This window comes from Botrimarina hoheduenensis (assembly GCF_007859815.1).
Classification (GTDB): Bacteria; Planctomycetota; Planctomycetia; order Pirellulales; family Lacipirellulaceae; genus Botrimarina; species Botrimarina hoheduenensis.
In genome coordinates this window covers 103,758-128,855 of sequence record NZ_SJPH01000006.1, presented here as the reverse complement: position 1 = coordinate 128,855, position 25,098 = coordinate 103,758, and the positions used below count along the sequence as shown (strand labels likewise).

The window sequence follows — 25,098 nt, the reverse complement described above, 5'->3', positions numbered from 1 at the left end:
TCACTGTCGGTAACCGACCTACGGCAACGAACGTCGCCAGCGCTCGACACACTCACGCAGAACCGCCCGGGTGCGCCGCAGGAGTGATTTCACGCCATCAGGAGACAGGTCCAGTTCGGCGGCGATCGCCTCACGACTCGCTTTGTCGCGATAGTGCCGATCGATCGCCTGGCGCGAACGCCCCTCGAGCTGAGTAACGCAGTCGCGGAGCGCTTCCAGTTGATCGTCCCACAGCTCGGGCTCACGCTCGATCCAGACTGCCTCGGCCGCTTCGAGGTCAATCACGGTGGCTTCGCGTTGCTGACGACGGCGGAGGGTGAGCAATTGCCGGCGTGCTACGGTACGGAGAAAGCAGGCCGCTTGGGCGTCGCTGCGGTGCTCGTAGTCACTGCGCGTGACCGCCAGAAAAGTATCTTGCGTTAAGTCGTCTGCCTCGGATTCCTGGGCCCCCAGATAGCGCAGATATCGCCATAGGGCGGCCTGATGAAGCTGCACCAATTCAAGAAGACGGTCTCCGGGACCCTCTCCCGGGGGCTTTGTGGCGCGGCGGAGGTCCATTCGCAACGGCTGGCTGACGGCGTTCATGCCCCTACAGCGGCGCACGATGTCCAGAGGGTGCAAGAAATCGGGAAATTTTTTCGCTAAGACTAATCGACTAACAGAAATCCGCACCAAAACAGCGGGTGCGATCCATCGACGCCCGCCTCGGCCTCCTCGGCCGAAACCCGCGGCTCGGCGCCCAGATTCAACAGCCGCGTTCGGTTTAGCTCGACACTGCGCCGCCACGCCTCGCCCGGCGGTAACGAACGCACGCCCACCATGAACTCTGCGATCAGCTCTCGTTCATGGAGCCCGCCGCTCGACCATTGCGACATCAGCACGGTTGAGGTTCCCGGCGCCAGCAAGGAACAGACCGCATGAAACACCTCGTCGCCAATCCGCCGCGTGCCGCGCTTCCGCGAGCGTAACGCGGCCTGTAAATCTTCCGCTGCCGAATGGAGGCCGGTCAGCACCACCATGGTGGGTGCCACGGTCGGCAACCGTGTCCAGCCCTCGAGTGTTGCGAAACGACCGCGGCCGGCCGGCAGCAGTCGCAACGCAAGGGGAGCCTCGATCTCTAGATCTTGATCGATCGAGATGATCGCGGCATCGAGCAGTGTCTTGAGGGCTGCTGGCGATGCGGCGGGCTTGGCCTCGATCACCACCGCGCCGGGGGCGCGTTGCGCAATCGGGTCTTGCGGGGCATCGGCACCGGGTAAGAAACCAATCACTCCCGTTGTTTCGAGACGGCGCCGCTCACCGCTTGGCTTTAGCGCGTGTCCCAGTGTGGGGGCCAGCGCGAACGACCGCTGCTCGATCAGAGGGGCAAGCCCTTTGGTTTCGTCGCCCACCATCAGCGCCGGCCAGGGGGTGTGCCACAGCGAGGCGTCGGGGATAATTGTCAGGTGATCGGCCGACCGTATCTCGGCCGGCGCGCCGCTGAGCAAGAGCCCCGCCAGCTCGGCCGACGCGTCGCGCCACGCCGTGTCGACGAGTGCTGCTACCGTCCAGCGTTGCTGCCGACCAACCCCGGCAATGAGCTTCAGCACCGCGACCAATTGACGATTCGTTTCACGTTCATCACCGATCCGCCAGGCCTCGACGCCGGTGGGCGACACCGCCATGCCGAAGACCTCGCCCGCCCCAACGCGCAAGAGCAGGATTGCGCTGCCGGGGGTCAATTGCTTCGTGATTTCTTTGCCCGCTGATGGGGCTGCGACGAGCGGCGTCGGTAACCGCGAGAGCGCGATCTGCGTGAGGATCGCCTCGCGTGCGTCGAGGGTTGCCTCCCAATCACGCTGATCTCGAGCGGAACCCGCGGCCAGTTTGAGCTTGGCCAGCAGCGGCTCAGCACGAGCCGAGAATTCGACAAAGTCGCGGCGGCGATCGAGGATGGCCCCCTTCGCATCAACCGCCTTATCTCCCAAAGCCTCGGCAGAGGTTTCGAGTAACAAGCGTAAGCTCAAGACGCGGCCGCCTAGTGGCTGCCCCGCCAGAAACCTTCGCCGCGATTGCTGCTCGGCCACGGCAAGCATCGTCTCGGCGCTACGCCGGACCGTTGCTGCGGCAAACCAGCGATCGAACGAGTTGGTCGATTCGTCAGCCAGATCCGCGAGCGTATCGAGCGGATCGTCACGCCAGTCGGCAGCGGACGGATCGGCGAGCAAACGCTCGTACACCCGTTCGGCGTTACGTGGCGAGAGAAGCCCCGATTCGATCGCCGCGTCGGCGATACCGCGTCGGTATCCGCGCAATGAGTAGGACCTCTGTTTGGTGATCAGTTGGGCCGCCTGCAGTTCGGCCTTTGCGCCGGCGCCCTGTTGGGCGGCAACGATCAGCGAAAGCCGTTCGGCCTCGCGTCCTAAGGGCCCGCGCCCCACGAACCGATTGCGGCCCATCACACCCCGCAACAGCGCCGCCGCGTCGGCGGGCCGGCGGGCTTCGAGCGCGCACTCGGAAAGAGCAAGTCGGCAGCGGATGGCCGTCTCATCCAGCCCGCGCTGCGTGCACCACGCCGCCATAGGCTCAAGCCAAGGAAGCGGTCGGGGGTCGATGCTCAGTTGCAACTGATGGGCGTAGCGAACCGCCTCAGCGACAACCAGATAGTCTTCGTAAGCGACGCCCGCCATCGCGGCGTCGTGTAGCAATTGAGGAGCGACGGCTTGCTGCGCTTCGAGCGCAAGCCGCCCCTGCGCCAGCAGCGCGATCCCGGTAAGCGGGTGATCAAACGGCCCCATCTGCGTGGCCTGTTGCAAGTGAGGCAGAGCGGTCTTCGGGCTCTCGAGCGAGAGGGCGGCAACGCCCTGCCACAGATTCACCCAGGCGTTGCTCCAGGCCGTTGCCGGGGCTAAACCGCCTCGCGCAACAAGATCGCTCACCGCTTTTTGACGCGCGTCGTAGGGTGCCAGCGGGCCAAGCAACTCACCTCGACGGTAGATCGACCAAGCGACACAGCGGGCGAGCTCTTGGGCATCGAGCTGCCAGAACTGCGCCGCTTGGATGATGCCCCCTTGCTGAGCCTGCTGCGAATTGTCGATGCGTCCAATCGTTGCCAGAAAAGTCGCCGGCACGTCGCAATAGCGGGCTGCCCGCAAAGGTCGAGCCCAAGCCGGCATGCGGCGTGGCAGATTGAGGTCCTCACGCACCGGCTGGTTCAGCTGTACCGTCGTAAGCCAAGCACGATTCGCCATGAAAAGGTCGATCGCTTGATCGAACTGATCCAGAGCGGCCGCGTGTGCGCCCTGCACGAAGTAAGTCTCGCCGAGCATCGTGAAGTAACAGATCGAGTCGATCCACCGCGCTTCGGTCGTCTTGATCCCCCCACGCAGTTCCGAGACGAAGCCGCGTTCCGCCCGCGTGTAGTCGGCGGCGTAAAGATCGTCCAGAGCCGCAAAGTAGCCCGCTCCGGGGATCGCCCGGCCCGTCTGCGCTGCCAGCGGCACCGCTGCTAGCAAAGCCAGGATCGGCAAGGCCAGCAACGCCCGGAAAGGCAAGTAGGCGGAGCAACGACGGCGGAGGCGGTTCATAAACACGGTCTTGCAAGCGTACGCGATAACCCGCCTAAAACCGGCTTTCTCGCCCGAGTTTGTGCGAAACGAGGCGCTTCTTCGTGAGCCATCGCGCCTAGTGGTTCGTCTGGCGTGGAGACTTTTCTCTCCGGATTGGTCCGATTGTGTGGAGTTTACCGCTCGTAGCGACGATGACGGTGGTAACGGCGTGAGATTCGTGCGACCGGCTCGCTTGTTTGCCTCCCCTCGCTCCCGCCGCTGACCGCTTTCCGGAGACGACTAGCGATGAATAAGGGCAATCAGACGGCAACGGCTTATGGCATGGTCGCTGGCTTGCTGCTGGTGGCTTGTGCCGCGTTGACCGGGTGCCAGATCGATGTTGCGGGGCAGACCCTGCCCAGCCCCTACTATCTGACCGACGATGTTCAGTACTACGCGCCGAGCTCGGAGTTCAAGCTCGCTAAAGAGGCGGCCGCGTTGAAGGCCCAGTCCGAAGCGATCAAGAGCGAGCAGCAGTCGAACTAACGGCCTTGCCAAAAGGCCGACCAAGCTGCGCCCGCACCCAGCGGCCCGCGCCAACCAGTTGCGGACGCCATGCCGTCAACGGCGTGTGGGTGATGCGTGCGGTGGTGGTGACCGACGTGCGGTACCGCTTCTTGTAGTTTTCGTCGCCGGCTCCTAGATCAAGGCGGCGATCGCCCAACGCGAACGCCCGTTCGATAACCATACCAAACAACACGGCCCCGGCGCCCTTGGGCGATGCGGGGTCGTAGCCCATTCGTAGCCCGCTGGTTACGCCATGGCAGTGGTGCCCGTAGAAGAACGCTGACGGAACGCCGTCGATCGTGAGCAGATGCAGGTCTAGCATGCCGAGCCGAGCAGCCTGCTCATGAGCGGTGCGGAGCATCGGGTTCACACGGCGGTCACACAGCGTGTTGCCCGTGTTCGAAGTCGCTTGCCACGTGAGTCGCGAAACCGCCACGCAGTGCTCGAAGAGATCCCACCGCGGATCGCCGCCCCCCTCGCACAGAGCGGTCGGACGGTAGTGTAGGTGCTCGACGACACCGGCCCGTTCAAGCTGGCGACGTTGACGCCGCAGCTCATGCCGCACCTTGTGAGACCGCGAGTACAGGTAGGAATCCCAGTCCGCAAAGTGATCGCAATCGATCACCGAAGTCGACCAGTCATTCGACAACGTCGCACTAAAACCGGCCCCACGCATCGCCCTTAGGGTGCGGCCGTGATCGTCGGAATCGTGCGCCGTCCAACGCGGCTCAAAGACATCCCAGGTGCGTGGGGTCTGGGAGATGTGCCGCATCGCCAAGGTCATAGTGGCGGTCGTGAACGGGCCAATCGGGCCGTAGACCGTGCCCCAATTTTCGAGCGGGTAGGTGAGCACCGTTACCGGACCGAGGCTGCCGCTCTCGCGGACCTCGCACAGGGGCACGATTCCGATCGGTCGTCCGCTGCTACGAACGATCAGCACCCGCAGGCGTTTCCCTTTGCCGTGGTGGTTCCAGTAAGCGGTCAGCCACTCGAGTGTATGGAAGAAAGAGGCACCCGGTGTTTCCGCGTGCAGCGCTGACCATGCCAGATGGTAAGACTGAAGGTCTTCGATCCGATTGATTTCGATAACGTCGGTTCGACTCATCGCTCGCGTTGCTCGTTTGGAGGCGGGACGTTTCGGACGACCGGCGGAAACCGATCACGGCTTCGCTTCGAGCCAGATACAGAGCAACCGACGTACCCACCGCGTTGCAGCCCCTTCGGGGGGCCGCGTTTTCGTCCTGATTGTCACAGAGCAGCGCTCAGCGGTGGCCCGATCGCCTCGTGGTGCGAAAACACCACCTCTCCGGCTCAGCGTCGGTTGCCGTTCCGCGACACAGTCGCCATGGTGAGTGGTATTCCGGCAACAAAACGAAGCTCTGCACGCCTCCTCCCCTGAGGACGATAAGTGGCGAAACCTGCTGACCTCCCCTGCAACCTCTCCCTGGAAGCCGCCGTGCTCGCGGCCGGTCGGCGGATCGTCTTGGCGGCTGCCGGTGGAGGCAGCGGAGCCATCGGCCGGCTGCTGGGTGTCCCCGGTGCTTCAAAGAGCGTGCTCGAAGCGATCGCCCCCCAGGCAGAGGCAGCGCTAACGGATTGGCTCGGGGCGAAGCCTGAGCAGGCTTGCTCCGAAGAAACCGCCCGCGCAATGGCGATGGCGAGCTGGCTTCGTGCCCGGCGGCTCGCGCCCCATGCCGAGCCCCGCACGCTTATCGGCATTGGTGCAACGGCGAGCCTCGTGACCGATCGGCCCAAACGGGGCGAGCATCGTCTGTACGTTGCCGCTCAGACCACCGAGCGGACTCTGGCACTGTCACTGCATCTGGAAAAAGGGCGACGCACCCGGGCGGAGGAAGAATCCGTCACGGAGCGGGCGCTCCTCGCCCTTTTGGCCGACGCCGCCGGTGTCCGCGAACTCGACCTTAGCAAGTCGCCTCCCGGTATCGAAGCGAGCATCCGCCGTCACGGCAGCGAAGAACTCGGCGCTTTGCTCTCCGGAGAGCAAAGCGTGTGGGCAACGCCAGATGCTCCCAAAACGCCGCGCTTGCTGCTTCCCGGATCGTTCAATCCGTTCCATGAAGGGCACGCCCGCATGGCGGCCTATGCCGAAAAGCTACTTGGCAGCGTGGCGGTCTTCGAGCTGTCGCTGACGAATGTCGATAAGCTACCGCTCGACTTTTTGGAGATTGCCGAGCGTCAGGAAGGGCTCGCTCAGCGTCCGCTTTGGATCACGGCAGCGGCTACCTTTGTTGAAAAGGCGCGCCTGGCTCCGGGCTGCGTCTTTGCCGTGGGGGCCGATACCCTGCAGCGCCTCGCGGACGCGCGCTACTGCGGCGGCGATCCGCAGGAGCGTGATCGGCAGTTTGCCGAGTTCGCCGAGCGCGGGTGCCGATTCCTGGTCTTCGGCCGGACGATGGGCGAACGCTTCGTCGCGCTGGGCGATCTCGCCCTCCCCCCGAAACTCGCCACCCTCTGTGACGCGGTTAGCGAGGAAGCGTTTCGGCTCGATGTCTCTTCGACCGAGCTACGCGCTAACGGGCAGCCGGGCTGACAAGCATCGGCGCGGCGAATTTCTGCCGATAGGTCGTGTATCCCCCGGAGAGATTCCGCACCTTATCGAATCCGCTCTGCAGTAGCACACGCGTCGCCAAGTAGCCCCGCATGCCGACTTGGCAGTAGGCAATTATCGCCCGCTCGCGCGGCAGCTCTTGCAGCCGCGCGCGCAGTTCTTCCATCGGGATGTTGATCGCGGCGGGGATCGCTCCCCGCGCAAATTCAGCCGGCGTTCGCACATCGAGCACGTAAGCACCCGCGGTGACAAGCTCCTCGATCTGATCGGCGTGAACAATCGGCTGATCGCCGCGAACCACGCCCGCCGCCACAAAGCCCGCCATATTCACCGGATCCTTGGCGGATCCGAATTGCGGCGCGTAACACAGCTCGGCTTCCTCAAGATCGAACACCGTCATGCCGGCTTGAAGCGCCATCGCGATCACATCGATGCGCTTATCGATACCCGCTCCGCCAACGGCTTGGGCCCCTAAGACACGGCCGTCTTGCGGATCAAAAACCAGCTTCAGCGAAATGCGCTCGGCTCCCGGGTAGTAACCGGCGTGATGCGCGGGGTGGACGTAGATCTTCTCGTGAGCAATCCCCGCTGCACGGCAAGCTTTCTCGCTGAGCCCGGTCATCGCGGCGGTGTGATCAAACAGGCCAACGATGGCGGTCCCCTGCACACCACGAAAAGTAGAAGTGCGCCCAAAGCACGCGTCTGCCGCGATGCGTCCCTGTCGGTTCGCGGGTCCTGCGAGCGGGATCCGAGTGGTTTCTTTTGTAACGACGTGTCGCACTTCCACGGCGTCTCCGACCGCGTAGATGTCCGGATCGCTAGTCTGCATGCGGGGATTCGTCACGATTCCGCCGCGCGCAGCGACTGCGAGCCCGGCGGCGCGGGCCAGGTCGTCTTCGGGGCGGACCCCGATCGCGAGCACGACAAAATCGGCTTCCAGAACATCGCCAGCCGAGGTTTCAACGCTGATGCCGCAGGGCAACTCACCGAAGGCGGTCACCTCTTCGCCGAGTCGCAGATCAACGCCGCGGTCGCGGAGCGTTTCCGCAAAAGCCGAAACCATTTCCGGATCCCAGGGCGTGAGCACCTGCGGATTTCTTTCGAGCAGCGTTGTCTTGATTCCCCGGCGAAGAAGATTCTCGACCATCTCGATGCCGATGAAGCCGCCGCCAACCACCACCGCTCGCCCCCCCGCTTTGCTAGCGGCAAGCAGACGGTCCGCATCGGACAGATTCCGCAACGTGTGTACGCGGGGCAGATTAACTCCCGGCAGCGGGGGCCGTAGCGGCGCAGCACCGGGCGAAAGAATCAGTCGATCATACGTTTCGACATACTCCTTGCCGGTATCGACTTCGAGAATGCGCACCGTCTTTCGAGCACGATCGATGGAAAGGCATTCGTGCCGCGTGCGGACATCAAGTTTGAGACGCTCGCGGAGCAGCTGCACGGGAGCAACGAGCAGTTTCTCGCGGTGAGCGATCTCGCCACCGATGTAGTAGGGCATGCCGCAGTTAGCAAAAGACGGCTCGTGCCCCCGCTCGATGAGGAGGATCTCGCTGTCCTCGCTCAATCGCCGCGCGCGGGCGGCCGCGCTCGCGCCCCCGGCAACGGCCCCCACGATGACGATCTTAAGGGGAGGAGTCTTCGCTACAGCGGCGGAAATAACGTGGGTCACGGCAAGCTCGGGTGAGATTCGTTTGGGAAGAGATTCGGGTTAGCGGGTGCAGCTGGTCGCACGTTGATTCCAAGGCATCCGGGCCAAGAGCATGCCCATCCCACAGGTGTCCGTGACCCCCGCAAAGACCAGGCCAGCGCCCACAAAGCCGGCGAGCCCCAACCATGCCGGATGCACCAACACCCCCAACAGGACGCTCAGCACCACGAGCGACCCGGCAGCGATACGGACCTGACGCTCAAGCGAGATCGCCTTGGCCCCCCTCACCAGCGGCAGCCCGCCGGATTCGCAAGCGGAGGTGCCCCCCTCGACGTTCACCAAATCGAGAACCCCGGCCGACAGCAGTTTTTCGCAAGCCTGCTTTGCACGCCCGCCGCGTTGACAGATGACGTGCAGGGTTCCCGGCTGGTTGAGAAACTTCGACGGATCGAGCCGATCAAGCGGCACGTTTCGAGCGCCCTCGACGTGCGCCTCGCCGAACTCGGCGGGAGTGCGAACATCGATCAACACCACGCCACTGCTCAACTTGGCGCGAAGCTCTTCGGGAGTGATCGTAGGAACTGCGCTCATGAGGGGTTACCCGGGGTAATTGGTTGAAGAATTTCTCAAGGGTTTCAAGCGGCACCGAAGCGTGACTCGATGCAGGTCAAGATCGCCGTCAGATGCGGGACGTGTTCCTCTGCCAAGCGGTAATAGCGGCGGCGGCCTCGTTGGTCTGCCACCAAGAACCCGCACCGCTCCATCAGCCGCAGGTGCTCCGAAGCAGCGGGACTCACGATTTCACAAGCCGCGGCAAGCTCGCCCACGGTGAAGTCCCCCTGGCGAACCAGCTGCAGCATCCGCAGCCGGTGCGGGTGGGCGAGCACACGCAGGCACTCGGCGGCTTCGGCGAGCTGATCCAGCGGCGTGATTCGGGGGCCGGCTGGCGGAGCCGATGTGGTTTTCTTCTTTCCCATAACACATCAATATATCGTCACATTCCGATATATCAATAAGTTTTTTTGCCGCGGCATCTTGTCGCGACAACTGTCGTAGACGGTGCGCTGAGCCAGGGCTGGCTTGCCGTTGGCGGCTCAGGTTCGGAATTGCGAACCAGCAGCACGCCCCTTACGATCCTTGTGCGTTAGCCGCACACCACGAAACCCGCTTTCCTTCTCGCTCAACTCGCAGCCCCACCGCTCAGCTATGCCCGAGGCCAACCAAGCGGCGGTCTACGCCGGTATCGATATTGGCGGAACCAACATCAAGATCGGGCTGGTTGGCGACGACGCTCAACCGATCGCGTTTCGTTCGATCCCTACCCAGCAAGAAGACGGACCCGGAGCCGTGGCGGAGCGTGTCGCTGCGACCCTCCAAGAACTTGCCGCCGAGGCGGGTCTCAAAAAAGCGTTGCACGCGGTCGGCCTCGCTTCGCCCGGCCCGATGGACCTCAAGGCCGGCATGCTGCTCTGCCCCGGCAACCTGCCCGCTTGGCACAACACACCGCTTCGGGATCTCTTTGCTAAAGCCACGGGCCTCCGCGTCAACTACGAGAACGACGCCAACGCCGCGGCCTATGGCGAATACTGGGGCGGAGCCGGGGCCAAATACAACAGCTTGGTGATGGTCACCCTCGGCACGGGCGTGGGCGGGGGCATTATCCTCAACGATCGCGTGCTCGACGGCGAGCACAGCTGCGGCGGCGAGATCGGCCACATCATTATCGATGCCTCTCCGACTGCCCCGCTCAACTCGCTCGGGATTCGCGGCAGCCTGGAAGGCTACTGCGGTAGCTACGGCGTGGTGGCGCAGGCGCGCCGCATCTTGGCGGATCAGTTCGTCGAGACTTCGCTCCGCGATAGCATCGAAGCGGGCGAAGAACTCTCACCGCTACTGATCGCCAACGCCGCCGAAGCGGGCGACGCGATCGCCCATCAGATCGTGCTCGATACGGCTCGTTATCTGGCGATCGGGATCGTCACCGTGGTCCACACGATCGATCCCGAAGCCGTCGTCATCGGTGGATCGCTGACCTTCGGCGGTGCGGGTCACCCGCTGGGGGAGCGTTTCTTAGCGGAAGTGCGGAACCAAACCCGTCAGCGGTTGATCCCAAGCCTTCGCGACGCCATCGCCATCGACTTTGCCGAGCTTGGCGGGAACGCGGGCTACATCGGTGCCGCGGGGCTTGCCCGAGCGGATTGCCTCAAGGGCTAAGCCCCCACGCCGAGCCGTAGTGGCAACCGACGCTCGATCGGTTTAGCCGCGATTTTAGGCTCGATTGGTCGTACCTTGATCGTTTGACCTAGACCGGCGTTAGACCGCAAGCGTAGGTTGCGGGGCTCCAACCGTATGCACCACGCAGGCCGCCCCCGAATGTCGCCCCCGAACGCCGTAGCCACCCCCTCGGCAGCGCCACGCCGGATCGATTGGCCTGCACTGGCAACGGTGCTCACGATCCATCTTTTGGCCGCCACGGCGTTCTCACCGTGGCTTTTCAGCTGGTGGGGCGTGGCGCTGGCCATCGCGGGCTGCTACGTGTTCGGCACGCTGGGCATCAATCTGGGGTATCACCGCCTGCTGACCCATCGGAGTTTTCGCTGCGCTGCGTGGCTCGAACATCTGCTTGCCGTGCTGGGCGTATGCTGCCTCGAAAAAACTCCAGGGCATTTTGTCGCGACCCACCGAGCTCACCACCAACACTCTGACCGCGAGGAAGATCCCCACTCGCCGCTTGGTTCGTTGTTTTGGGGACACGTAGGATGGGTGTTCGTCGAGAATCCCTCGCTCAACTCCGCGGCCGCCTATGAAAAGTACGCCCGCGACGTGCTCCGCGACCCTTTTTACCTGGGTCTCGAACGCAATCTACGCTGGGTCTGGGTCTATGCGGCCCATGCCGCGCTTTTTTTGATTGCCGGCTTTGGTGCCGGATGGCTCGTGAGCGGATCGGCACAAGAAGCCTTGCGACTGGGCCTGAGCGTGCTGGTGTGGGGGGTCTTCGTTCGCACGGTGCTTGTTTGGCACATCACATGGAGCGTGAACTCGATCGCGCACACCTGGGGCTATCGCAACTACGACACACGCGAGAATTCTCGCAACAACTTCTTGGTGGGGCTCATCAGCAACGGCGAAGGATGGCACAACAACCATCACGCCGATCAGCGTGCCGCCGCCCACGGCCATCGGTGGTGGGAAATCGACGTCACTTACGCTTCGATCCGGCTGCTGCGTGCTTGTGGGCTGGTGTGGGATATCGTCCCCGTGACGGCGGTGAGGGAAGCTGCCGCCGCGCCGCTGCACCACTTGCAACCACGCTCAGAACCTCCGAGAAAGAAGGCAGCAGCGCCGCACGCTGCGTCACACAGAGCACCTGAGCTGACTCCCCGCCAGGAATCCAAGCATCCATGACCACGCCACTCGAATCGCTCATTGCCTGCGGAACCAAGCTGTGGCTGGACTCGGTCGATCCCGAGCTCGTCGAGCAGAATCTCGATTACGGCGCAACGGGTGCCACATCAAACCCGGCAATCATCGCCGACCTGATCGGCACCGGGCGCTTCGATGACCTCATCGCCGAGCTAATCTCAGAGGGTTTCGACGACGACGACATCGCATGGGCCATGGCCGACCATGTCGTGAGTCTCGCGCAAGAAGCTTTTCTACCCATCTGGGAAGACACCGGCTGCGACGACGGTTGGGTGAGCTTCGAGCTCGACCCGTTGATCGAAGACCCCACGCTTAATCTGCCGCACGAAGAGCGTGTGGCGCGGTATATCGAGCTGGGCAACGAGTGGAGTGTGGGCCAAGAGAACCGCATGATCAAGGTGCCCGCTACCCCTGCGGGGATCGACGCGCTCGAGGAGCTTGCCGCCGCGGGGATCACGCTCAACGTGACCCTGCTGTTCACGCTCGAACAGTACGAGCGCGCGCGCGACGCGGTGTGGCGTGGTGCCCTGAGGAGAGAGACACTCTCCGGCTTCAAGAGCGTCTACAGCATCTTTGTCTCGCGGATCGATGTGTACACCGATCAGCACTGTTCGGAACTGTCCGCCCCAACCCGCGGACAGGTCGGCATCGTGAACGCCAAGCAGGTGTGGCAGGCTAACCAAGACTTTTGGAAGAAGGCCGCCGCCCAGCACCCCGAGCTGGACCTCCACCAAGAAATCATCTTCGCGAGCACCGGCACGAAGAAGCCGGAAGACAAGGCCTGGAAGTACGTCGAGGCGCTCGCCGGGAGTGACATCCAGACCAATCCCCCCGCTACCAACGCTGCGACACAAGCCAGCGGGCTGACCTTCGGCCGCCGTGTCGATGAGCAGGCCGCGCCCGCGATTCTGGCCAACATCGCCGCTCAGGTTGATTTCGCACACCTGGAAACGACGCTCATGCGCGAAGGGGTGCAAAAATTTGCCGACCCGCAGAAGCAGCTTCTGGAGACGATCGCCCGCAAGCGGGCAGAGCTAGCGAGCCGCTAGCCGTGAAAAGCAAGGCGTCGGCTTCGACATCGCGCAGCGATCACCGTTGCTGACCACGCTTAAAAAAGCTTGCCTCTCGCTAGAGAAGTTGCTTGTTTGCGGTTTCCAAGCCGCCTAGCATCGCGAGTGAGGATTATCTCACCTGACCGGTCCGAATTTTCGGTGTCGATCTCCGTGTGTGCCCTACAAGAGCCCATGTGTCCCCTTCCAGAGAAAGCCATGCGCCGCCCTGCCCTGCTTTGCTGCACCGTCGTTTGCCTGCTGCAAGTTGCCCCCTGCGGTGCCGTCGATCTCGAAGCGGTCCGTCGGCAGTGTCTTGGGACCTGGGAAATTGAGTCCAACAACAACGGCGTGCGTCAACGCAACGTGAAAGAGGTCGACGAGGATCACGAGACCGTCACGATCTATCTTGACGATGTCGTCTCGATGAAATGGCGCTGTGAGTGGCAGCTCGAGGCCGTCGGCGAATTTGTGCTCTACAAGTTTGGCAACTTTGAAAGCCTTGAGGGCGGGCGGGTCTTTCCGCCTAGTTATGCGGGACAGTACCTGCTGAAAGTCACGGACGACGCATGGTACGAAATGGTGCGTCTGGAGGCCGACGCGATAGGCCCCCCGCGTTTCGACGCGTTTCGTCGGGTGACTACGGGGGCCAATCGCCCCGTGCGGCCTAGCAATTCGCGTGTCGCCCCTTTGGCACCAACCGCCCAATTTGTCCCCGGCAAAGCGACGCGGCTGTGGCCCTCGAGCAATGCCGAACCCTTCCAGATCAACCGCTCCGACGATCAGCGGAAAGCCGAACTCGAACAGCTTGCGCTGGGCACCTGGCGGTGTGAACGCCCCGACGGGACGGTCATCGAAAAACTCGTTGAACCCGGCGTCGAGGCGGTCCGGCTGAGCCGCGACGGCAAGACCGTGCGGATCTGGAAGACCGACTGGGAGATCCGCGTCGCGGGCGGAGTGGCGACTTTCTGGTTCAACAATTACCAGCTCCTGGAGGGAGAGCGGTCTGCCCCCGACGGAATCTCCGGCGGATACGCTCTGTCCCTTGTTGACGGCACCTGGACCGAGGTGACGGGCATGATCGGCACAGCACCGAGCCCCCCCGCGCTCAACGTTTTTCGTCGTTTTGAAGGCCAAGCGGCGGCGGCCAGCAGCCCGTGAAAGCCCGACGATAGCAGCCTGAAGCCGAAACCCTCGGCGGGCGTCGCTCTTCCGTTGCCGGTGGTGGCGAGGTCAAATAGACGGTTTGCCTGTAAGTTGCCGTCCCTCACCGAGCAAAGTGCCGCTCAGCGTGCTCGGCGTACCGATTGGCCCCGCCTTCGCTCCCTCCGACACCGCTCGACACGCCGCAATGGCCGACGTCCCCGCTACGCCCACGCCGACCCCCCCCAGCGCCAGCCCGGGCACCTCTGCCAAACGCGGCAAGCAAGCCCCGCTGATCGACCCCGCGCGGATCCGCAACTTCTCGATCATCGCGCACATCGACCACGGCAAGAGCACCCTCGCGGATCGCCTGCTAGAGGTGACAGGCACGGTTAGCAAGCGCGACATGAAGGAGCAGCTGCTCGACGACATGGATCTCGAGCGGCAACGCGGCATCACGATCAAGGCCCGCGCGGTGTCGATGCGCTACACGCACCACGGGACCGAGTACGAGCTCAATCTGATCGATACACCCGGCCACGTCGATTTTCAGTACGAGGTCTCGCGTTCGCTCACCTGTTGCGAAGGAGCGTTGCTGCTGGTCGATGCTTTCCAGGGGGTCGAGGCCCAAACGGTTGCCAACGCCTACAACGCGATCGAACACAACCTTGAGATCATCCCGGTCCTCAACAAGATCGACCTCGTCCACGCCCGGCCCGAAGAGGTCAAGGAAGAGATCGAGCAAACCCTCGGTCTCGACGCCGAAGACGCGATCGGCTGCAGCGCGAAGACCGGCCTCAACTGCCAGGCCGTGATCGACGCGATCATCGCTCGCGTTCCCGCCCCCACGGGCAAGCTGGACGCCACGCTCCAGGCGATGGTCTTCGACAGCGTTTACGACGAGTTCCGCGGCGCGATCATCTACGTGCGAGTCATGAACGGCGTCGTGCGCAAAGGCGACCGCGTCAAGTTTCTCCAGGCCGGCACCGCCCACGAGGTTGTCGAGCTCGGCCAGCTCGCCCCGCGCCGCGTTCCGCGTGAGCACCTGTCGGCCGGACAGGTTGGCTATGTGGTGTGCAACATCAAGTCGCTTGGCCAGGTCCACATCGGCGACACGCTGAGCGTCGCCCAGGGCGAACCGGCCGCCGCCCTGCCCGGCTACGAACAACCCAAACGGATGGTCTTCTGTGGGCTGTACCCCTCCGACGGCCAAGACTTCGAGAACCTGCGCGAGGCGCTCAGCAAGCTCCAGGTAAACGACCCCAGCTTTGTGTTCGAGCCCGAGACCTCCGACGCCCTGGGCTTCGGCTTCCGCTGCGGCTTTCTGGGCCTGCTGCACATGGAGATCGTGCAGCAGCGGCTGGAGGGTGAATCGGATATCGACCTCGTCCAGACCGCGCCGAACGTCACCTACCGCATCAAGGTCAAAGACGGCGACTGGATCGACGTTCACACGCCGCAGCGCGTGCCCGCCAACGGCGATATCGAAGACTTCCAGCAGCCGATTGTCCGCGTCAGCTTCGTCCTGCCGGTCGATTACATCGGTGGCATCATGAAGCTCTGTGCGGACCGCCGCGGGGTGTTTGTGCGGCAAGAGTATCTTTCCCCCACGCGGGCAATGCTGGTCTATGACCTAGCTCTGGCCGAGGTGGTGTACGACATGCACGATCGCCTGAAGAGCATCACGCGTGGCTACGGGACGATGGACTACGAGCTGCGCGGCTACGAAACCGGCGACCTCGTGCGGCTCGACATCTTGGTCAAGGGTGAGCGGGTCGATGCGCTCTCGATCGTGTGCGACAAACGCGACTCCGAGACACGCGGCCGGGCGGTCATCAAGAAGCTCAAGGAAGAGATCCCGCGCCACATGTTCGAGGTGCCGCTGCAAGCCGCCATTGGCACCCGCGTTGTCGCGCGCGAAACGATCAAGGCCATGAGCAAGAACGTCACCGCCAAGTGCTACGGCGGCGATATCAGCCGCAAACGCAAGCTGTGGGAAAAGCAGAAGGAAGGGAAGAAGCGGATGAAGTCGATCGGCCAGGTCGATATCCCACAGAAAGCGTTCCTCGCGGTTCTGGAAACCGGCGAAGAAGAGGGCCGCAAATAACCCGGGCGGCCACACGCCCGCAGGGCGAGCGCTGGGATCCGCTAACCCGAGCGATCATTTCACCCCCCCGCGGAGGAACCCGAAAATGACCCGCCAATTTCTCAGCGCGATAGCCAACCCGTTCGGCGTCTGCTTCCTGGTGGCGATCGTGATCCAGGCGCTCGGTCTGGTGTTGTACCTCACGCTGCACGACACCGCGTACGCGATTCACGCGGAACTCTTTCGGCTCAGCCCCGAGGCGTTCGACGAGGCGGTCTACGAGATACTCGCGATGATGAAGGGGCTGAGCCTGATTCTGTTTTTCGTGCCCTGGGCAGCGCTGAAGATCGCCGCACCGTGGTACCCGGACCAGCACGGCTGAGCGCGCTCCGATGTCTCCCGTCTTGACGACGATCGCCCTGCTGACGCTCTCGAATGTGTTCATGACGTTCGCGTGGTACGCGCACCTGAAAGAGCTGGGGCACAAGCCGTGGATTGTCGCCGCACTGGCCAGCTGGGGCGTTGCCCTGTTCGAGTACCTGTTGCAGGTGCCCGCTAATCGGATCGGCTACACACGGCTCGACCTGGGTCAGCTCAAGCTGCTGCAAGAGGCGATCGCCCTCTCGGTGTTCGTGCCGTTCGCCCTGTTCTACATGAAGGCGACGCTGCGTTGGGATCACCTGTGGGCCGCGCTGTGCCTTGTGGGGGCGGTCTATTTCGTGTTCCGCACCCCGGCCACGAATTAGCTCACGCTGGCGGTTAGAACCATGCCAAGCAGCGAGAGAGTGACGCGCGTTAAGCACAAAAAAAGCCGCCGGCTTGCGCCGGCGGCTTTGTCGTTTCTTCGTATTTTGATTTAGCCCCGGATCTATGACCCGGGGCTAAAAACTCACTCGGCTCAATACATGTCGTCCATGCCGGGTGCCGCCGCGCCCTTCTTGTCCTTCTTCGGAGCCTCGGCGATCAGCGCGTCGGACGTCAGCATCAGCGTTGCTACGCTCGCCGCGTTCTGCAGGGCCGTGCGGGTTACCTTGACCGGATCGATCACGCCCGACTTCACGAGGTCTTCGTACGTGTCGGTCGCGGCGTTGTAGCCCTCGGCACCCTTGGCGGAGGCGACCTTCTCGCACACCACGCCACCATCCTTGCCGGCGTTGCTGGCGATCGCCGTCAACGGGGCACGGCAGGAGCGGACGACGATGTTGTAGCCGATCTCTTGATCGTGGGTGAGGCCGGTGGGCTTCACCTTGCTGGAGCAACGCACCAGAGCCACACCGCCACCGGGCAGGATGCCTTCTTCAACGGCCGCCCGCGTGGCGTGCAGCGCATCTTCAACACGGGCCTTCTTCTCCTTCATCTCGCTCTCGGTCGCGGCACCAACGTTGACCTTGGCCACGCCGCCAGAGAGCTTCGCCAGCCGCTCTTCGAGCTTCTCGCGGTCGTAGTCGCTGGTGCAGGCGTCGATCTCGCGGCGGATCTGGTCGATCCGGCCCTTGATGTCGGCGCTCTTACCGGCACCTTCGATGAGGGTCGTGTTGTCCTTGCCGATGATGACCTTCTTGGCACGGCCGAGATCGGCCAGGCCGACGGTCTCGAGCTTGACGCCCAGGTCTTCAAAAATCGCTTGTCCGCCGGTGAGCACCGCCAGGTCGGCGAGCATGGCTTTGCGGCGATCGCCGAAGCCAGGAGCCTTGACCGCCGCCACGTTGAACGTGCCGCGGAGCTTGTTGATCACGAGCGTGGCGAGCGCCTCACCCTCGATGTCTTCAGCGACGATCAAGAGCGGCTTGCCGCTGTTGACGACCGCCTCCAGGACGGGCACCAAGTCCTTGACGTTGGTGATCTTCTTTTCGTGCACGAGGATGTAGCAGTCCTCAAGGACACACTCCATCAGCTGCTGATCGGTCACAAAGTAGGGCGACAGATAGCCGCGGTCGAACTGCATGCCCTCGACCCACTCAACCTCGGTGGCGAGGCTCTTGCCCTCGTCGACGGTGATCACGCCATCTTTGCCGACCTTTTCCATGGCCTTAGCGAGCATGTCGCCGATCTCGCGGTCACCGTTGCTGGCGACCGTGCCGACCTGGGCCATTTCCTCGGTGCTCTTGACCTTGATCGAGAGCTTCTTGAGCTCGGCGGTGATCTCCTCGACGGCCTTCTCGATGCCCTGCTTCATCTGGACGGGATTGACCCCGGCCACGACGGCTTTGAGGCCCTCGTTGAAGATCGCCTCGGCAAGCACGGTGGCCGTGGTCGTGCCGTCTCCGGCGATGTCCGAGGTCTTGGCGGCGACCTCCTTCACCATCTGGGCACCCATGTTTTCGTAGGTGTCTTCCAGCTCGATCTCCTTGGCGACCGAGACGCCGTCCTTGGTCACGGTCGGCGAGCCGAACGACTTCTGGATGATGACGTTGCGGCCCTTGGGGCCGAGCGTGACCTTCACAGCGCGGGCCAGCTTCTGCACGCCGCGACGCATGGCGTCGCGAGCTTCTTGATCAAAGGCAATCATCTTTGCCATGAGAGATCTCCGTTTGGGATGATTTTTGGCTTGGGTCAAACCACCCGGTGCAAGCCGGCGGTTTTAGTAGGGCGATTGGGATTGGAATTCGTGGGTCACCACCAAAGCGGCGCTCCGTGCTGGGCGTCGCCGACGGTGGTGGCTTCGACACCTGTTTCCGAGACGCTTATTCAACGACGGCGAGAATGTCGGACTCGCCCATCAGCAGGTATTCCTCGTCGCCCAGTTCGATCGTCTCGGGGGCGTAGCTGGTGAACAGCACCTGGTCGCCGACCTTCACCTGGAGCGTGCCACGGCTGCCGTCGTCCAGCAGCTTGCCGGGACCAACGGCGACGATCGTCCCCCGATTAGGCTTTTCCTTCGATGAATCCGGCAGCACGATGCCGCCAGCGGTGACGTCCGACGAGGCGAGACGCTCGACGACAACCTTGTCGCCCATCGGCTCGAGCTTGACCTTGGTCTTCTTCTTAGTGGCGGTCGCCATGACGGGGTTTACCTGCGGAGTGAATGACGTGGACCAACAGTTGATACGCGATCGAGCGACGCAAGCCGCCCGGGATCGATTTCTTAGGGGCTCTGCGGGGCGGGGCTCACGGCCAAATGGCTGCCAAAGCGCACCGATAACACAGATGTCTACCCAAGGTAAGCAACTGCGGTGCCAATGGATGTGCGACCGACCCCGCCCCGAGCCGATTGCTAGAAAACCAATGAAAAGCCGCCAAGCCGCCGCAAAATGGCGGTCCCCCCCTATGGTCGGCACCCCACCCTGCGCACCGCCGACCGAGTCGGCAGACCGCCACAATGGCAGACTCCGCTGTTGCCCTCGTCTTCTGCCGATCGGGCGTATAATTCCTCAAACCGCCCGGCGCACCGCTAGGCACACGCCATGACTTCTGAAGCCACGAGGAGCATCCCGACCATGCGTCCCCTCCAAAAATCGCTAACGATCGCCGCGCTCGGGCTGGGGTTCTGCCTGATGGCCTGTGAGGCGGTCGAGGCCGGTCCCCAATGGCGGCTCCGCCGGTGGAGCACCCGGGCCCCGATCGATCCGTCGATCCGCACGTCGGTCTCGTTCCGCGCCCCCACGCAGAGGTGGCCGGCAACAACCCGGCACTTTTACAGCGGCGGTCCGCGCGTGCGCGTCGTTGTGCGTTAGCCAACCGCTCGGCTAGCCGCCAAACGGCGAACGCGCTGGGGTGACGAGCGGCGTGGGGGGGACTGCGCCCACCAGCGGCTTATACCCCCCGGTACGCCAGCGCGCAACGTCCGACTGATACCACTTGGATAGATGGTTCTCGGAAGGCCCGCCCGGCAGATTGGTCCAGGCGGTGTCGGTGGAGAGGTCGGCCACAAAGTGGTAGCTCGGCGCGAAGGTCGATTCGCGGCGGGCGGTCGCCTTCAAGTGCCCCTGAAACAGGGTCGCGTGGCAGCCCGGCATCGGCGTGCGTGAGGACTCGTACCCCAGCAATCGGCCGGTGATCGATCCGCCGCGACCGCTATAGAACCGATTGATGAAGTGGAACGCATTGACATCGCTCCAGCGCTGGCCGGCTGGATTGCGCGCAAGTTCCTCCGCCGCTCGGTCTGCCGCGCGGCGGATAAGCGCTCCTTTATCGCGATCCTGCCACCAGGCACTCGTGACCTTCGGAAGCATGCGATCGCACGCCGTTAAGAGCATCGCCGAATAGCCGATGCGTGTGGTGAGGTAAAGCATGCGGCGCCAGCCGATCCCCTGCTCGGCACCGAAAATCTCGAGCAGTACCAGCCGATAGAACGCGATGAAGAGCGGGGCACCTTCGCTCGCGGGGTCGAAGCGGTGGTCCCAGTGCTCGAGCCGACGCCGCACCACATGCTCTTCATCCAGGTGGGTAAGAAGCACCGGCAAGAGCTCACGAGCGTGAAGGCTCGTGACGTCGTACTGCAGCCGCTGCATGTCTTCGACCGTAGCGTGCGCGAGTTCCGTCAGCCGTTCATCGATCCGTCGGCGACGGTAATCGTGCAAGCCGTGCGAATGCAGCGGGGCGCCGTCCGCCAGGTACATCTCCTCGTTTGCCGAAGCCACGAAGCCGCGAGAGGGATCGTACTCGCGCGGCAAGCGCTCCGCCGGCACCACGCCTTGCCAGTGGTTGGTCGGATCCCACGCGGGAACGGGCACCAGTCCCGACGCGCGGGCACGCACCGGAAGCCATCCCGAGGCTTGCTTGCCGATGTGCCCTTGTCGGTCGGCGAACACCCACACGAGTGACGGATGGGGCGACTTTTTCACGACCCGCATCGCCTGCTCGGTCGATTCAGCCGAGATCACCTGGAGCCAGGCTCCGATCGAAGCGCCCCTTCCCGGGCGGCTGCCGACCCACGCAACCGAGAGGTGCTTGCCGGCCTCGGTTGGCTCTTCCGTAAGCACGCCAACGTCGTTCGCGTAGACGCGTTCCACGAGGGGTTCGGCCCCTTTGCGTTGGATCCGTTCGATGCGGGGCTGATAGCCGATCCATTCGTCGCCGCGCCGATACTGCCATCCGGCCGCGGCGTCGGGGCGGATGTCTTCGATAAAATAATCGCTCGTGTTGGCGTGCATGTAGGTGACACCCCACGACAGCCGCGGGGTTCTTCCGACCGCCATCAGCGGGCACCCGGGCAGGGTGGCCCCCAGCGCGTAGTCGGTGCCGCCGTCTTTGGCCGGCCAACGCAGCACCACCTCGTACCAGATGGCGGGCAACCGATTGACTTCCAGATGCGGGTCCGAAGCGAGCAGCGCCGCGCCCGTAGCGCTGCGCGCGGGCCCAATCGCCCACGCGTTGCTGCCCGCCAGCCGGGGCAGATCGGCGAGCACCTCCAACGCATCGTCGGAGAGTTGTCGCGCCATCCGCACTTCGCGCAGCGGTGCGAAATCTACGCCGTCCAGGTAGGGTCGAAACAGCTCGCGAAGCCGTTCATCATCGACGCCCAACTGGATCAACTCGAGGAGCACGCGCTCCGCTTCCTGCTCGCCGACCGCAAGGCCCGCGAAGCTCAGCAGATTGCCGATTAGCAACACCGCTTCTGCGTTCCACGCGTCCGGACGGAAGCCGACGGCCCACATCGGCAGGGTCCGACCGATCGGTGCCAAGCCATCGTTCACGCCACGACAATAGGCCTCAAGCGGAGCGAGCACGTCGGCAGACAGCATGCCGACCTCGTCGGAGAGCCCCCGCTGGATGCCCGAACGGCGCAACAACCGATCCATCTCGACCAGCTCGGGGCGATTCGCGATCCGCTCAGCCGCGCGTCCCGACGCCACGGTCCGCGCAAAATGCATCTGCGTCGGACGATCAACCGCGTGCAGGTAGCCAAGCAGATAGAGCGCTTCGTGCCAGCTCCGCGCTTCGACATGCGGCACCCCGGCCGCATCGCGGTAAGCGGTATGCTCGACGCGAGCCGCCTTAAGTTCGAGCCGTTCCATGCTTACGAGTCTAGCGGGTGACGCTTCGGATCCCCTGCGTTGCGTGACTTTTTTGGGTGACGTGGTCCACCGTCGGGCGAATCTTTCTCCGTGACGTTGTGGCTTGATGCTGATGTGTTTCTTTGGCGGATTATCTCCTTTGTGGGTCTAGCGGCAGGGGAACGATAACAGCGTTAGTTTGTGTGGCCGCTTTTTGTCGGCGGAGGGGCAGGTTGCGGTGGTTCGCTATCGGACGTAAGTCCCAAGCTGTAGATACGCGATACTCGTCGCACGCGGCCCCATGGCCCACCCGAGCCAGCCGTCTTCAATCACCAGCTGTGTGGTCGCCAGATCCGCGAGCTTGGATTGCAGGTCGATCGTGCGCTCGGCATCCTTCGCTAGCAGCGTGAGCCGTCGATTCTCGCCCAGCACCTTGCCCAGCACCCCGTGCAGGTGAAGCCGGCTTGCGGTCCGCATGCGACCTTCAATCTGCGGTGTGCCGTCTTGCACTAGCTCAGGGCCGAAGTCACCAACAGCGGGACGATAGAACGTGTGAACCTTGAACGCTCGGTGACGTCGCCCGGCAACGGACAGCTCGTCAATCGCGAGTGTGAGCCGCACGCGGCCCTCGGCAAAATTCACCCGCACGGGCTCGTGTGCCGCGAATCGAATCGTCGCCTCTTCCGTCGTTGCTTCGTCAGCGGTTGCTTCCAGCTGCAATCGGCCCTGGATACGTTCACGCAGTTCGGTAGCGGTCAGCCGTGCACCGGCGAGCTCCAAGCCTTCGATGGCGTTGTTGACGGCAGAATCATGCAGCTGAACGCTGGCCACGCTGTCGCTCGGGGCACGCATCCGCGGCGTATGAGCAGCAAGCTGTGTGGCTCCTGCCAGCCGTACACGACTGATGACCCGGGTCTCGGTGGTTCGCATCTCGAGCGGTGTAACTTCAAGGCCCAGTGCAGCAGCCCGGCCAATCAGCCCCGCTTGGTAACGATCTTGAAGCTTCGCCATCGCTTCAGCGGCCCGTTGGTCCAGCGTTTGTCGAACCTGCTGTTCGATGCGGGTCTCAACCTGACGCTTGGCCCGAGTGCGGACTTCGCTGTAGCGGTCACGGGCCGTCGAACGCACAAACGACCCCACAAACGGCACGCGATCGTACTGCGAGGTGATCCCCGTTAGCTTTGACTCGGAGTTTGCTTCGGCTAGCGACGGGGCAACGTGCATGCCGCGCGGATCGACGACGATCAGCTTGCGAGCCGAGAAGGTTGTTTGCCCCCGGCTTCTTAGCCGCGCCGCTCCGCCGTCGGAGACCGTCGTCGATGACACGGCACCGTTCGCTTCGAGGCCCAACCGCCAAGCCGCCTTGTCGGGGATCAAACGGATACCGATCTTGGTCTTAGTGACCGAGTGCCCACGTACCGGTGTGCCGGCGATCCGGTCCCGGACCGGTGCCGATGTGGGATCAGGGCTGGGCAGCAAGCGATTGATCAGGTCCGCGGAAAGCGCCATCCGCACGTTGGCGTTGCGGTAGTCGCGTTCAATGGTCTGTGCCAAAGCGGCAGCCTCAGCCGTCGGCGCCAAGGCTAGCTGGTTCGCCACACTGGCGATCTTCTCGGCTTGAGCAGCCGACGGAGCCGACTCGTAGCGTTCAAGATCCGCGGCGACACGCTTGGCAACACTCAGTGTTTCTGCCTCGGGATCACGCAGGGTCGAACCGATGTCAGCCGCATCGTTCATCGCCCACCGGGCGCTCTCTAGCCGCTTGGCGAGAATCGCTTGGGTGGCGGAAATGGTCGCGTCTTTCGCCTGCCAGGTAGCGATCCGGCGCTCGAGGGCGTAGCCCGCACGCCGCATTTCGGTCGCTAGTTCGGGTGCCGCTGCGTTGTCGGCCATCGTCTGGGCTTCGCCGGCGGCAACACTCAGCGAGGCTAGCAGCGAGTTGACGCCCGCGGTACCGCTCCGCGGACTCGCGACGAGGGTCCGCAGCCGATAGGCAGTCGCCCACGCCCAGCCCGCCGCTTCGCGATCTTCGGCGACCCGGTCTAGCAGCAAGCCGATCGACTCCGGCAACGGATAGGCCCCGCCGATGGTGCCGGCTTTCAGGTACGCGCTAATCTGCGGCAGCGCGTTTCGCGATGACGAGCCCGAGCGACGATTGATTTGCGGAGCCCGCAACGTGAGAGTTGCTGTCGACATTTCAGCGGAGGGCATGCCCTCGGTGAAATCGTCCCACGCCGCAACACCGCGGCTTAGCAACGCAAGCTGATCATCAAGGGCGTTCGGCCATCCGGCCGTATGAAGGACGTGTGGCACCCTGCGGGCTACCTGACGCGAGAGGAAAATGCCGACCTGCTTTGTCCAGCGCTGCTGCGCGCTGATCAACAGCGGTTGATTCGGCTCGGAGTAAGCGATGCGCTCGTGCGTGATCCGGCCGGCGGTGCGCCTTGCTGCCGCGGGTCGGAGCAGAACAAAGCGGGTCGAGCGGAAGGCCGCCGACTCAATCGCCGATTCTGCCGCCAGATCGGCAAGCGACGGGCCTAAGAACACCACCGAGCCGTTTGCAGCGCGGGCACGAGACGAATCGAGCATGGCCGGCGAAGTCGTTGGCCACGGCAGGGGGGGCAACGCCCGCACGACCCCCACGGAGGGCTCCGCGGGCGGCAGTCTCCAAGCAGGCCACGCCAGCGGTGCTAGCGGCCCGCGATCGACCGAAGTCAACAGCTGACGGTCCGGTGGCGAGTCGGGCGCGCGGGTTACCCACCAGCTCAGCACGAGCGCTGAAGCGGCCAGCGCTAACAACCAAGCCGGTGCGGTTTCGATTCGTCGAGGGTCCATGCCTGCCGCCTCCTGCAGCGAGCTTGCATCAATTGTGTCAATCGAGAGCGGTCCAGTCGCTCTTCGCAGTCGCGGGACCTGGGCCCCTTTGGTAGTCTCGGCAATCTGAGAGGGCTAGTTGAGCGAGTCAGGCAAACCGCAGGCACCGCAGGCAAGACGGCCCCCGAACAATCGGCCTACCCCGACTAACAGGCTTGCCGGAAGCGGATTACCGACGCCGTGACCACCCCGATCGCGGTTGTCCGCTCAGCCCTGATCGCTAAAAGAAAGGCCGCGGCCAGCACACTGCCTGGCCGCCTCGGCGCACAC

At 63.7% G+C, this 25,098-nt stretch carries 20 protein-coding genes; 10 read left to right on the top strand and 10 right to left on the bottom strand.

Features of this window, described 5'->3' with window-relative positions; genetic code table 11:
- Positions 1 to 18: 18 nt before the first annotated feature.
- Both Pla111_RS13300 and Pla111_RS13295 read right to left on the bottom strand, forming a co-directional pair.
- On the bottom strand, positions 19 to 603 hold the full coding sequence (locus tag Pla111_RS13300) for a sigma-70 family RNA polymerase sigma factor (protein ID WP_146574936.1): 585 nt from the start codon (positions 601 to 603) through the stop codon (positions 19 to 21).
- A gap of 44 nt (positions 604 to 647) precedes the next feature.
- On the bottom strand, positions 648 to 3,566 hold the full coding sequence (locus tag Pla111_RS13295; RefSeq protein ID WP_146574935.1) for a CHAT domain-containing protein: 2,919 nt from the start codon (positions 3,564 to 3,566) through the stop codon (positions 648 to 650).
- Positions 3,567 to 3,833: 267 nt separating this feature from the next.
- Between Pla111_RS13295 and Pla111_RS13290 the strand changes: the two genes are divergently transcribed.
- On the top strand, positions 3,834 to 4,073 hold the full coding sequence (locus Pla111_RS13290; RefSeq protein WP_146574934.1) for a hypothetical protein: 240 nt from the start codon (positions 3,834 to 3,836) through the stop codon (positions 4,071 to 4,073).
- On the opposite strand, the gene Pla111_RS13285 is transcribed toward Pla111_RS13290, so the two are convergent.
- Complete coding sequence (locus Pla111_RS13285; protein ID WP_146574933.1) at positions 4,048 to 5,199, bottom strand: GNAT family N-acetyltransferase; 1,152 nt, start codon at positions 5,197 to 5,199, stop codon at positions 4,048 to 4,050. The genes Pla111_RS13290 and Pla111_RS13285 overlap by 26 nt on opposite strands.
- Before the next feature lie 303 nt (positions 5,200 to 5,502).
- Here Pla111_RS13285 and Pla111_RS13280 point away from each other — a divergent pair, with 303 nt between their 5' ends.
- Positions 5,503 to 6,645: a hypothetical protein gene (locus Pla111_RS13280; protein ID WP_146574932.1), complete on the top strand. Its 1,143-nt coding sequence runs from the start codon at positions 5,503 to 5,505 to the stop codon at positions 6,643 to 6,645.
- On the opposite strand, the gene Pla111_RS13275 is transcribed toward Pla111_RS13280, so the two are convergent.
- From Pla111_RS13275 to Pla111_RS13265, 3 genes are read right to left on the bottom strand one after another with little or no spacing between them, the layout of a single operon-like run.
- Positions 6,626 to 8,338 carry an FAD-dependent oxidoreductase gene (locus Pla111_RS13275; RefSeq protein WP_231931022.1) on the bottom strand — a complete coding sequence of 571 codons (1,713 nt, stop codon included), beginning with the start codon at positions 8,336 to 8,338 and terminating at the stop codon, positions 6,626 to 6,628. The genes Pla111_RS13280 and Pla111_RS13275 overlap by 20 nt on opposite strands.
- Positions 8,339 to 8,377: 39 nt before the next feature.
- On the bottom strand, positions 8,378 to 8,908 hold the full coding sequence (locus Pla111_RS13270; protein WP_146574931.1) for a rhodanese-like domain-containing protein: 531 nt from the start codon (positions 8,906 to 8,908) through the stop codon (positions 8,378 to 8,380).
- A gap of 44 nt (positions 8,909 to 8,952) precedes the next feature.
- Positions 8,953 to 9,294 (bottom strand): ArsR/SmtB family transcription factor, encoded by a 342-nt coding sequence (locus Pla111_RS13265; RefSeq protein WP_146574930.1) that lies wholly within the window; start codon positions 9,292 to 9,294, stop codon positions 8,953 to 8,955.
- A gap of 229 nt (positions 9,295 to 9,523) precedes the next feature.
- Between Pla111_RS13265 and Pla111_RS13260 the strand changes: the two genes are divergently transcribed.
- From Pla111_RS13260 to Pla111_RS13230, 7 genes are all read left to right on the top strand, one after another.
- The gene (locus tag Pla111_RS13260; RefSeq protein WP_146574929.1) at positions 9,524 to 10,531 is read left to right on the top strand and encodes an ROK family protein; all 1,008 of its coding nucleotides are present in this window, start codon (positions 9,524 to 9,526) and stop codon (positions 10,529 to 10,531) included.
- A 159-nt stretch (positions 10,532 to 10,690) separates the two neighbouring features.
- On the top strand, positions 10,691 to 11,722 hold the full coding sequence (locus Pla111_RS13255; protein WP_197525025.1) for an acyl-CoA desaturase: 1,032 nt from the start codon (positions 10,691 to 10,693) through the stop codon (positions 11,720 to 11,722).
- Positions 11,719 to 12,789, top strand: coding sequence for a transaldolase family protein (locus Pla111_RS13250; protein ID WP_146574927.1), 1,071 nt, complete (start codon positions 11,719 to 11,721; stop codon positions 12,787 to 12,789). The genes Pla111_RS13255 and Pla111_RS13250 overlap by 4 nt, the downstream gene beginning before the upstream one ends.
- A 219-nt stretch (positions 12,790 to 13,008) precedes the next feature.
- Positions 13,009 to 13,950 carry a hypothetical protein gene (locus Pla111_RS13245; RefSeq protein ID WP_146574926.1) on the top strand — a complete coding sequence of 314 codons (942 nt, stop codon included), beginning with the start codon at positions 13,009 to 13,011 and terminating at the stop codon, positions 13,948 to 13,950.
- Positions 13,951 to 14,140: 190 nt separating this feature from the next.
- On the top strand, positions 14,141 to 16,039 hold the full coding sequence (gene lepA / locus Pla111_RS13240) for a translation elongation factor 4 (RefSeq protein ID WP_146574925.1): 1,899 nt from the start codon (positions 14,141 to 14,143) through the stop codon (positions 16,037 to 16,039).
- Between the two features lie 85 nt (positions 16,040 to 16,124).
- Entirely contained in the window at positions 16,125 to 16,400 is a 276-nt protein-coding gene (locus tag Pla111_RS13235) for a DUF6868 family protein (protein WP_146574924.1), read from the top strand.
- A 10-nt stretch (positions 16,401 to 16,410) separates the two neighbouring features.
- The gene (locus Pla111_RS13230; protein WP_146574923.1) at positions 16,411 to 16,764 is read left to right on the top strand and encodes a DMT family protein; all 354 of its coding nucleotides are present in this window, start codon (positions 16,411 to 16,413) and stop codon (positions 16,762 to 16,764) included.
- Between the two features lie 152 nt (positions 16,765 to 16,916).
- Here Pla111_RS13230 and groL read toward each other — a convergent pair whose 3' ends face one another.
- Both groL and Pla111_RS13220 read right to left on the bottom strand, forming a co-directional pair.
- Complete coding sequence (gene groL / locus Pla111_RS13225; protein ID WP_146574922.1) at positions 16,917 to 18,536, bottom strand: chaperonin GroEL; 1,620 nt, start codon at positions 18,534 to 18,536, stop codon at positions 16,917 to 16,919.
- A gap of 166 nt (positions 18,537 to 18,702) precedes the next feature.
- Positions 18,703 to 19,020, bottom strand: coding sequence for a co-chaperone GroES (locus tag Pla111_RS13220; protein WP_146574921.1), 318 nt, complete (start codon positions 19,018 to 19,020; stop codon positions 18,703 to 18,705).
- Between the two features lie 402 nt (positions 19,021 to 19,422).
- Here Pla111_RS13220 and Pla111_RS13215 point away from each other — a divergent pair, with 402 nt between their 5' ends.
- Positions 19,423 to 19,692, top strand: a complete 270-nt coding sequence (locus tag Pla111_RS13215; protein WP_146574920.1) for a hypothetical protein — start codon at positions 19,423 to 19,425, stop codon at positions 19,690 to 19,692.
- A 12-nt stretch (positions 19,693 to 19,704) separates the two neighbouring features.
- On the opposite strand, the gene Pla111_RS13210 is transcribed toward Pla111_RS13215, so the two are convergent.
- On the bottom strand, positions 19,705 to 21,975 hold the full coding sequence (locus tag Pla111_RS13210; protein ID WP_146574919.1) for a penicillin acylase family protein: 2,271 nt from the start codon (positions 21,973 to 21,975) through the stop codon (positions 19,705 to 19,707).
- Between the two features lie 225 nt (positions 21,976 to 22,200).
- Positions 22,201 to 24,789: a hypothetical protein gene (locus Pla111_RS13205; protein ID WP_146574918.1), complete on the bottom strand. Its 2,589-nt coding sequence runs from the start codon at positions 24,787 to 24,789 to the stop codon at positions 22,201 to 22,203.
- Positions 24,790 to 25,098: the final 309 nt, after the last annotated feature.

Coding starts and splice junctions, on each gene's coding strand:
- Pla111_RS13295 (WP_146574935.1), bottom strand. CDS start 3,566: ATGAACCGCCTCCGCCGTCGTTGCTCCGCCTACTTGCCTTTCCGGGCG.
- Pla111_RS13290 (WP_146574934.1), top strand. CDS start 3,834: ATGAATAAGGGCAATCAGACGGCAACGGCTTATGGCATGGTCGCTGGC.
- Pla111_RS13285 (WP_146574933.1), bottom strand. CDS start 5,199: ATGAGTCGAACCGACGTTATCGAAATCAATCGGATCGAAGACCTTCAG.
- Pla111_RS13270 (WP_146574931.1), bottom strand. CDS start 8,908: ATGAGCGCAGTTCCTACGATCACTCCCGAAGAGCTTCGCGCCAAGTTG.
- Pla111_RS13265 (WP_146574930.1), bottom strand. CDS start 9,294: ATGGGAAAGAAGAAAACCACATCGGCTCCGCCAGCCGGCCCCCGAATC.
- Pla111_RS13260 (WP_146574929.1), top strand. CDS start 9,524: ATGCCCGAGGCCAACCAAGCGGCGGTCTACGCCGGTATCGATATTGGC.
- Pla111_RS13255 (WP_197525025.1), top strand. CDS start 10,691: ATGTCGCCCCCGAACGCCGTAGCCACCCCCTCGGCAGCGCCACGCCGG.
- Pla111_RS13250 (WP_146574927.1), top strand. CDS start 11,719: ATGACCACGCCACTCGAATCGCTCATTGCCTGCGGAACCAAGCTGTGG.
- Pla111_RS13245 (WP_146574926.1), top strand. CDS start 13,009: ATGCGCCGCCCTGCCCTGCTTTGCTGCACCGTCGTTTGCCTGCTGCAA.
- lepA (WP_146574925.1), top strand. CDS start 14,141: ATGGCCGACGTCCCCGCTACGCCCACGCCGACCCCCCCCAGCGCCAGC.
- Pla111_RS13235 (WP_146574924.1), top strand. CDS start 16,125: ATGACCCGCCAATTTCTCAGCGCGATAGCCAACCCGTTCGGCGTCTGC.
- Pla111_RS13230 (WP_146574923.1), top strand. CDS start 16,411: ATGTCTCCCGTCTTGACGACGATCGCCCTGCTGACGCTCTCGAATGTG.
- groL (WP_146574922.1), bottom strand. CDS start 18,536: ATGGCAAAGATGATTGCCTTTGATCAAGAAGCTCGCGACGCCATGCGT.
- Pla111_RS13220 (WP_146574921.1), bottom strand. CDS start 19,020: ATGGCGACCGCCACTAAGAAGAAGACCAAGGTCAAGCTCGAGCCGATG.
- Pla111_RS13215 (WP_146574920.1), top strand. CDS start 19,423: ATGACTTCTGAAGCCACGAGGAGCATCCCGACCATGCGTCCCCTCCAA.
- Pla111_RS13210 (WP_146574919.1), bottom strand. CDS start 21,975: ATGGAACGGCTCGAACTTAAGGCGGCTCGCGTCGAGCATACCGCTTAC.
- Pla111_RS13205 (WP_146574918.1), bottom strand. CDS start 24,789: ATGGACCCTCGACGAATCGAAACCGCACCGGCTTGGTTGTTAGCGCTG.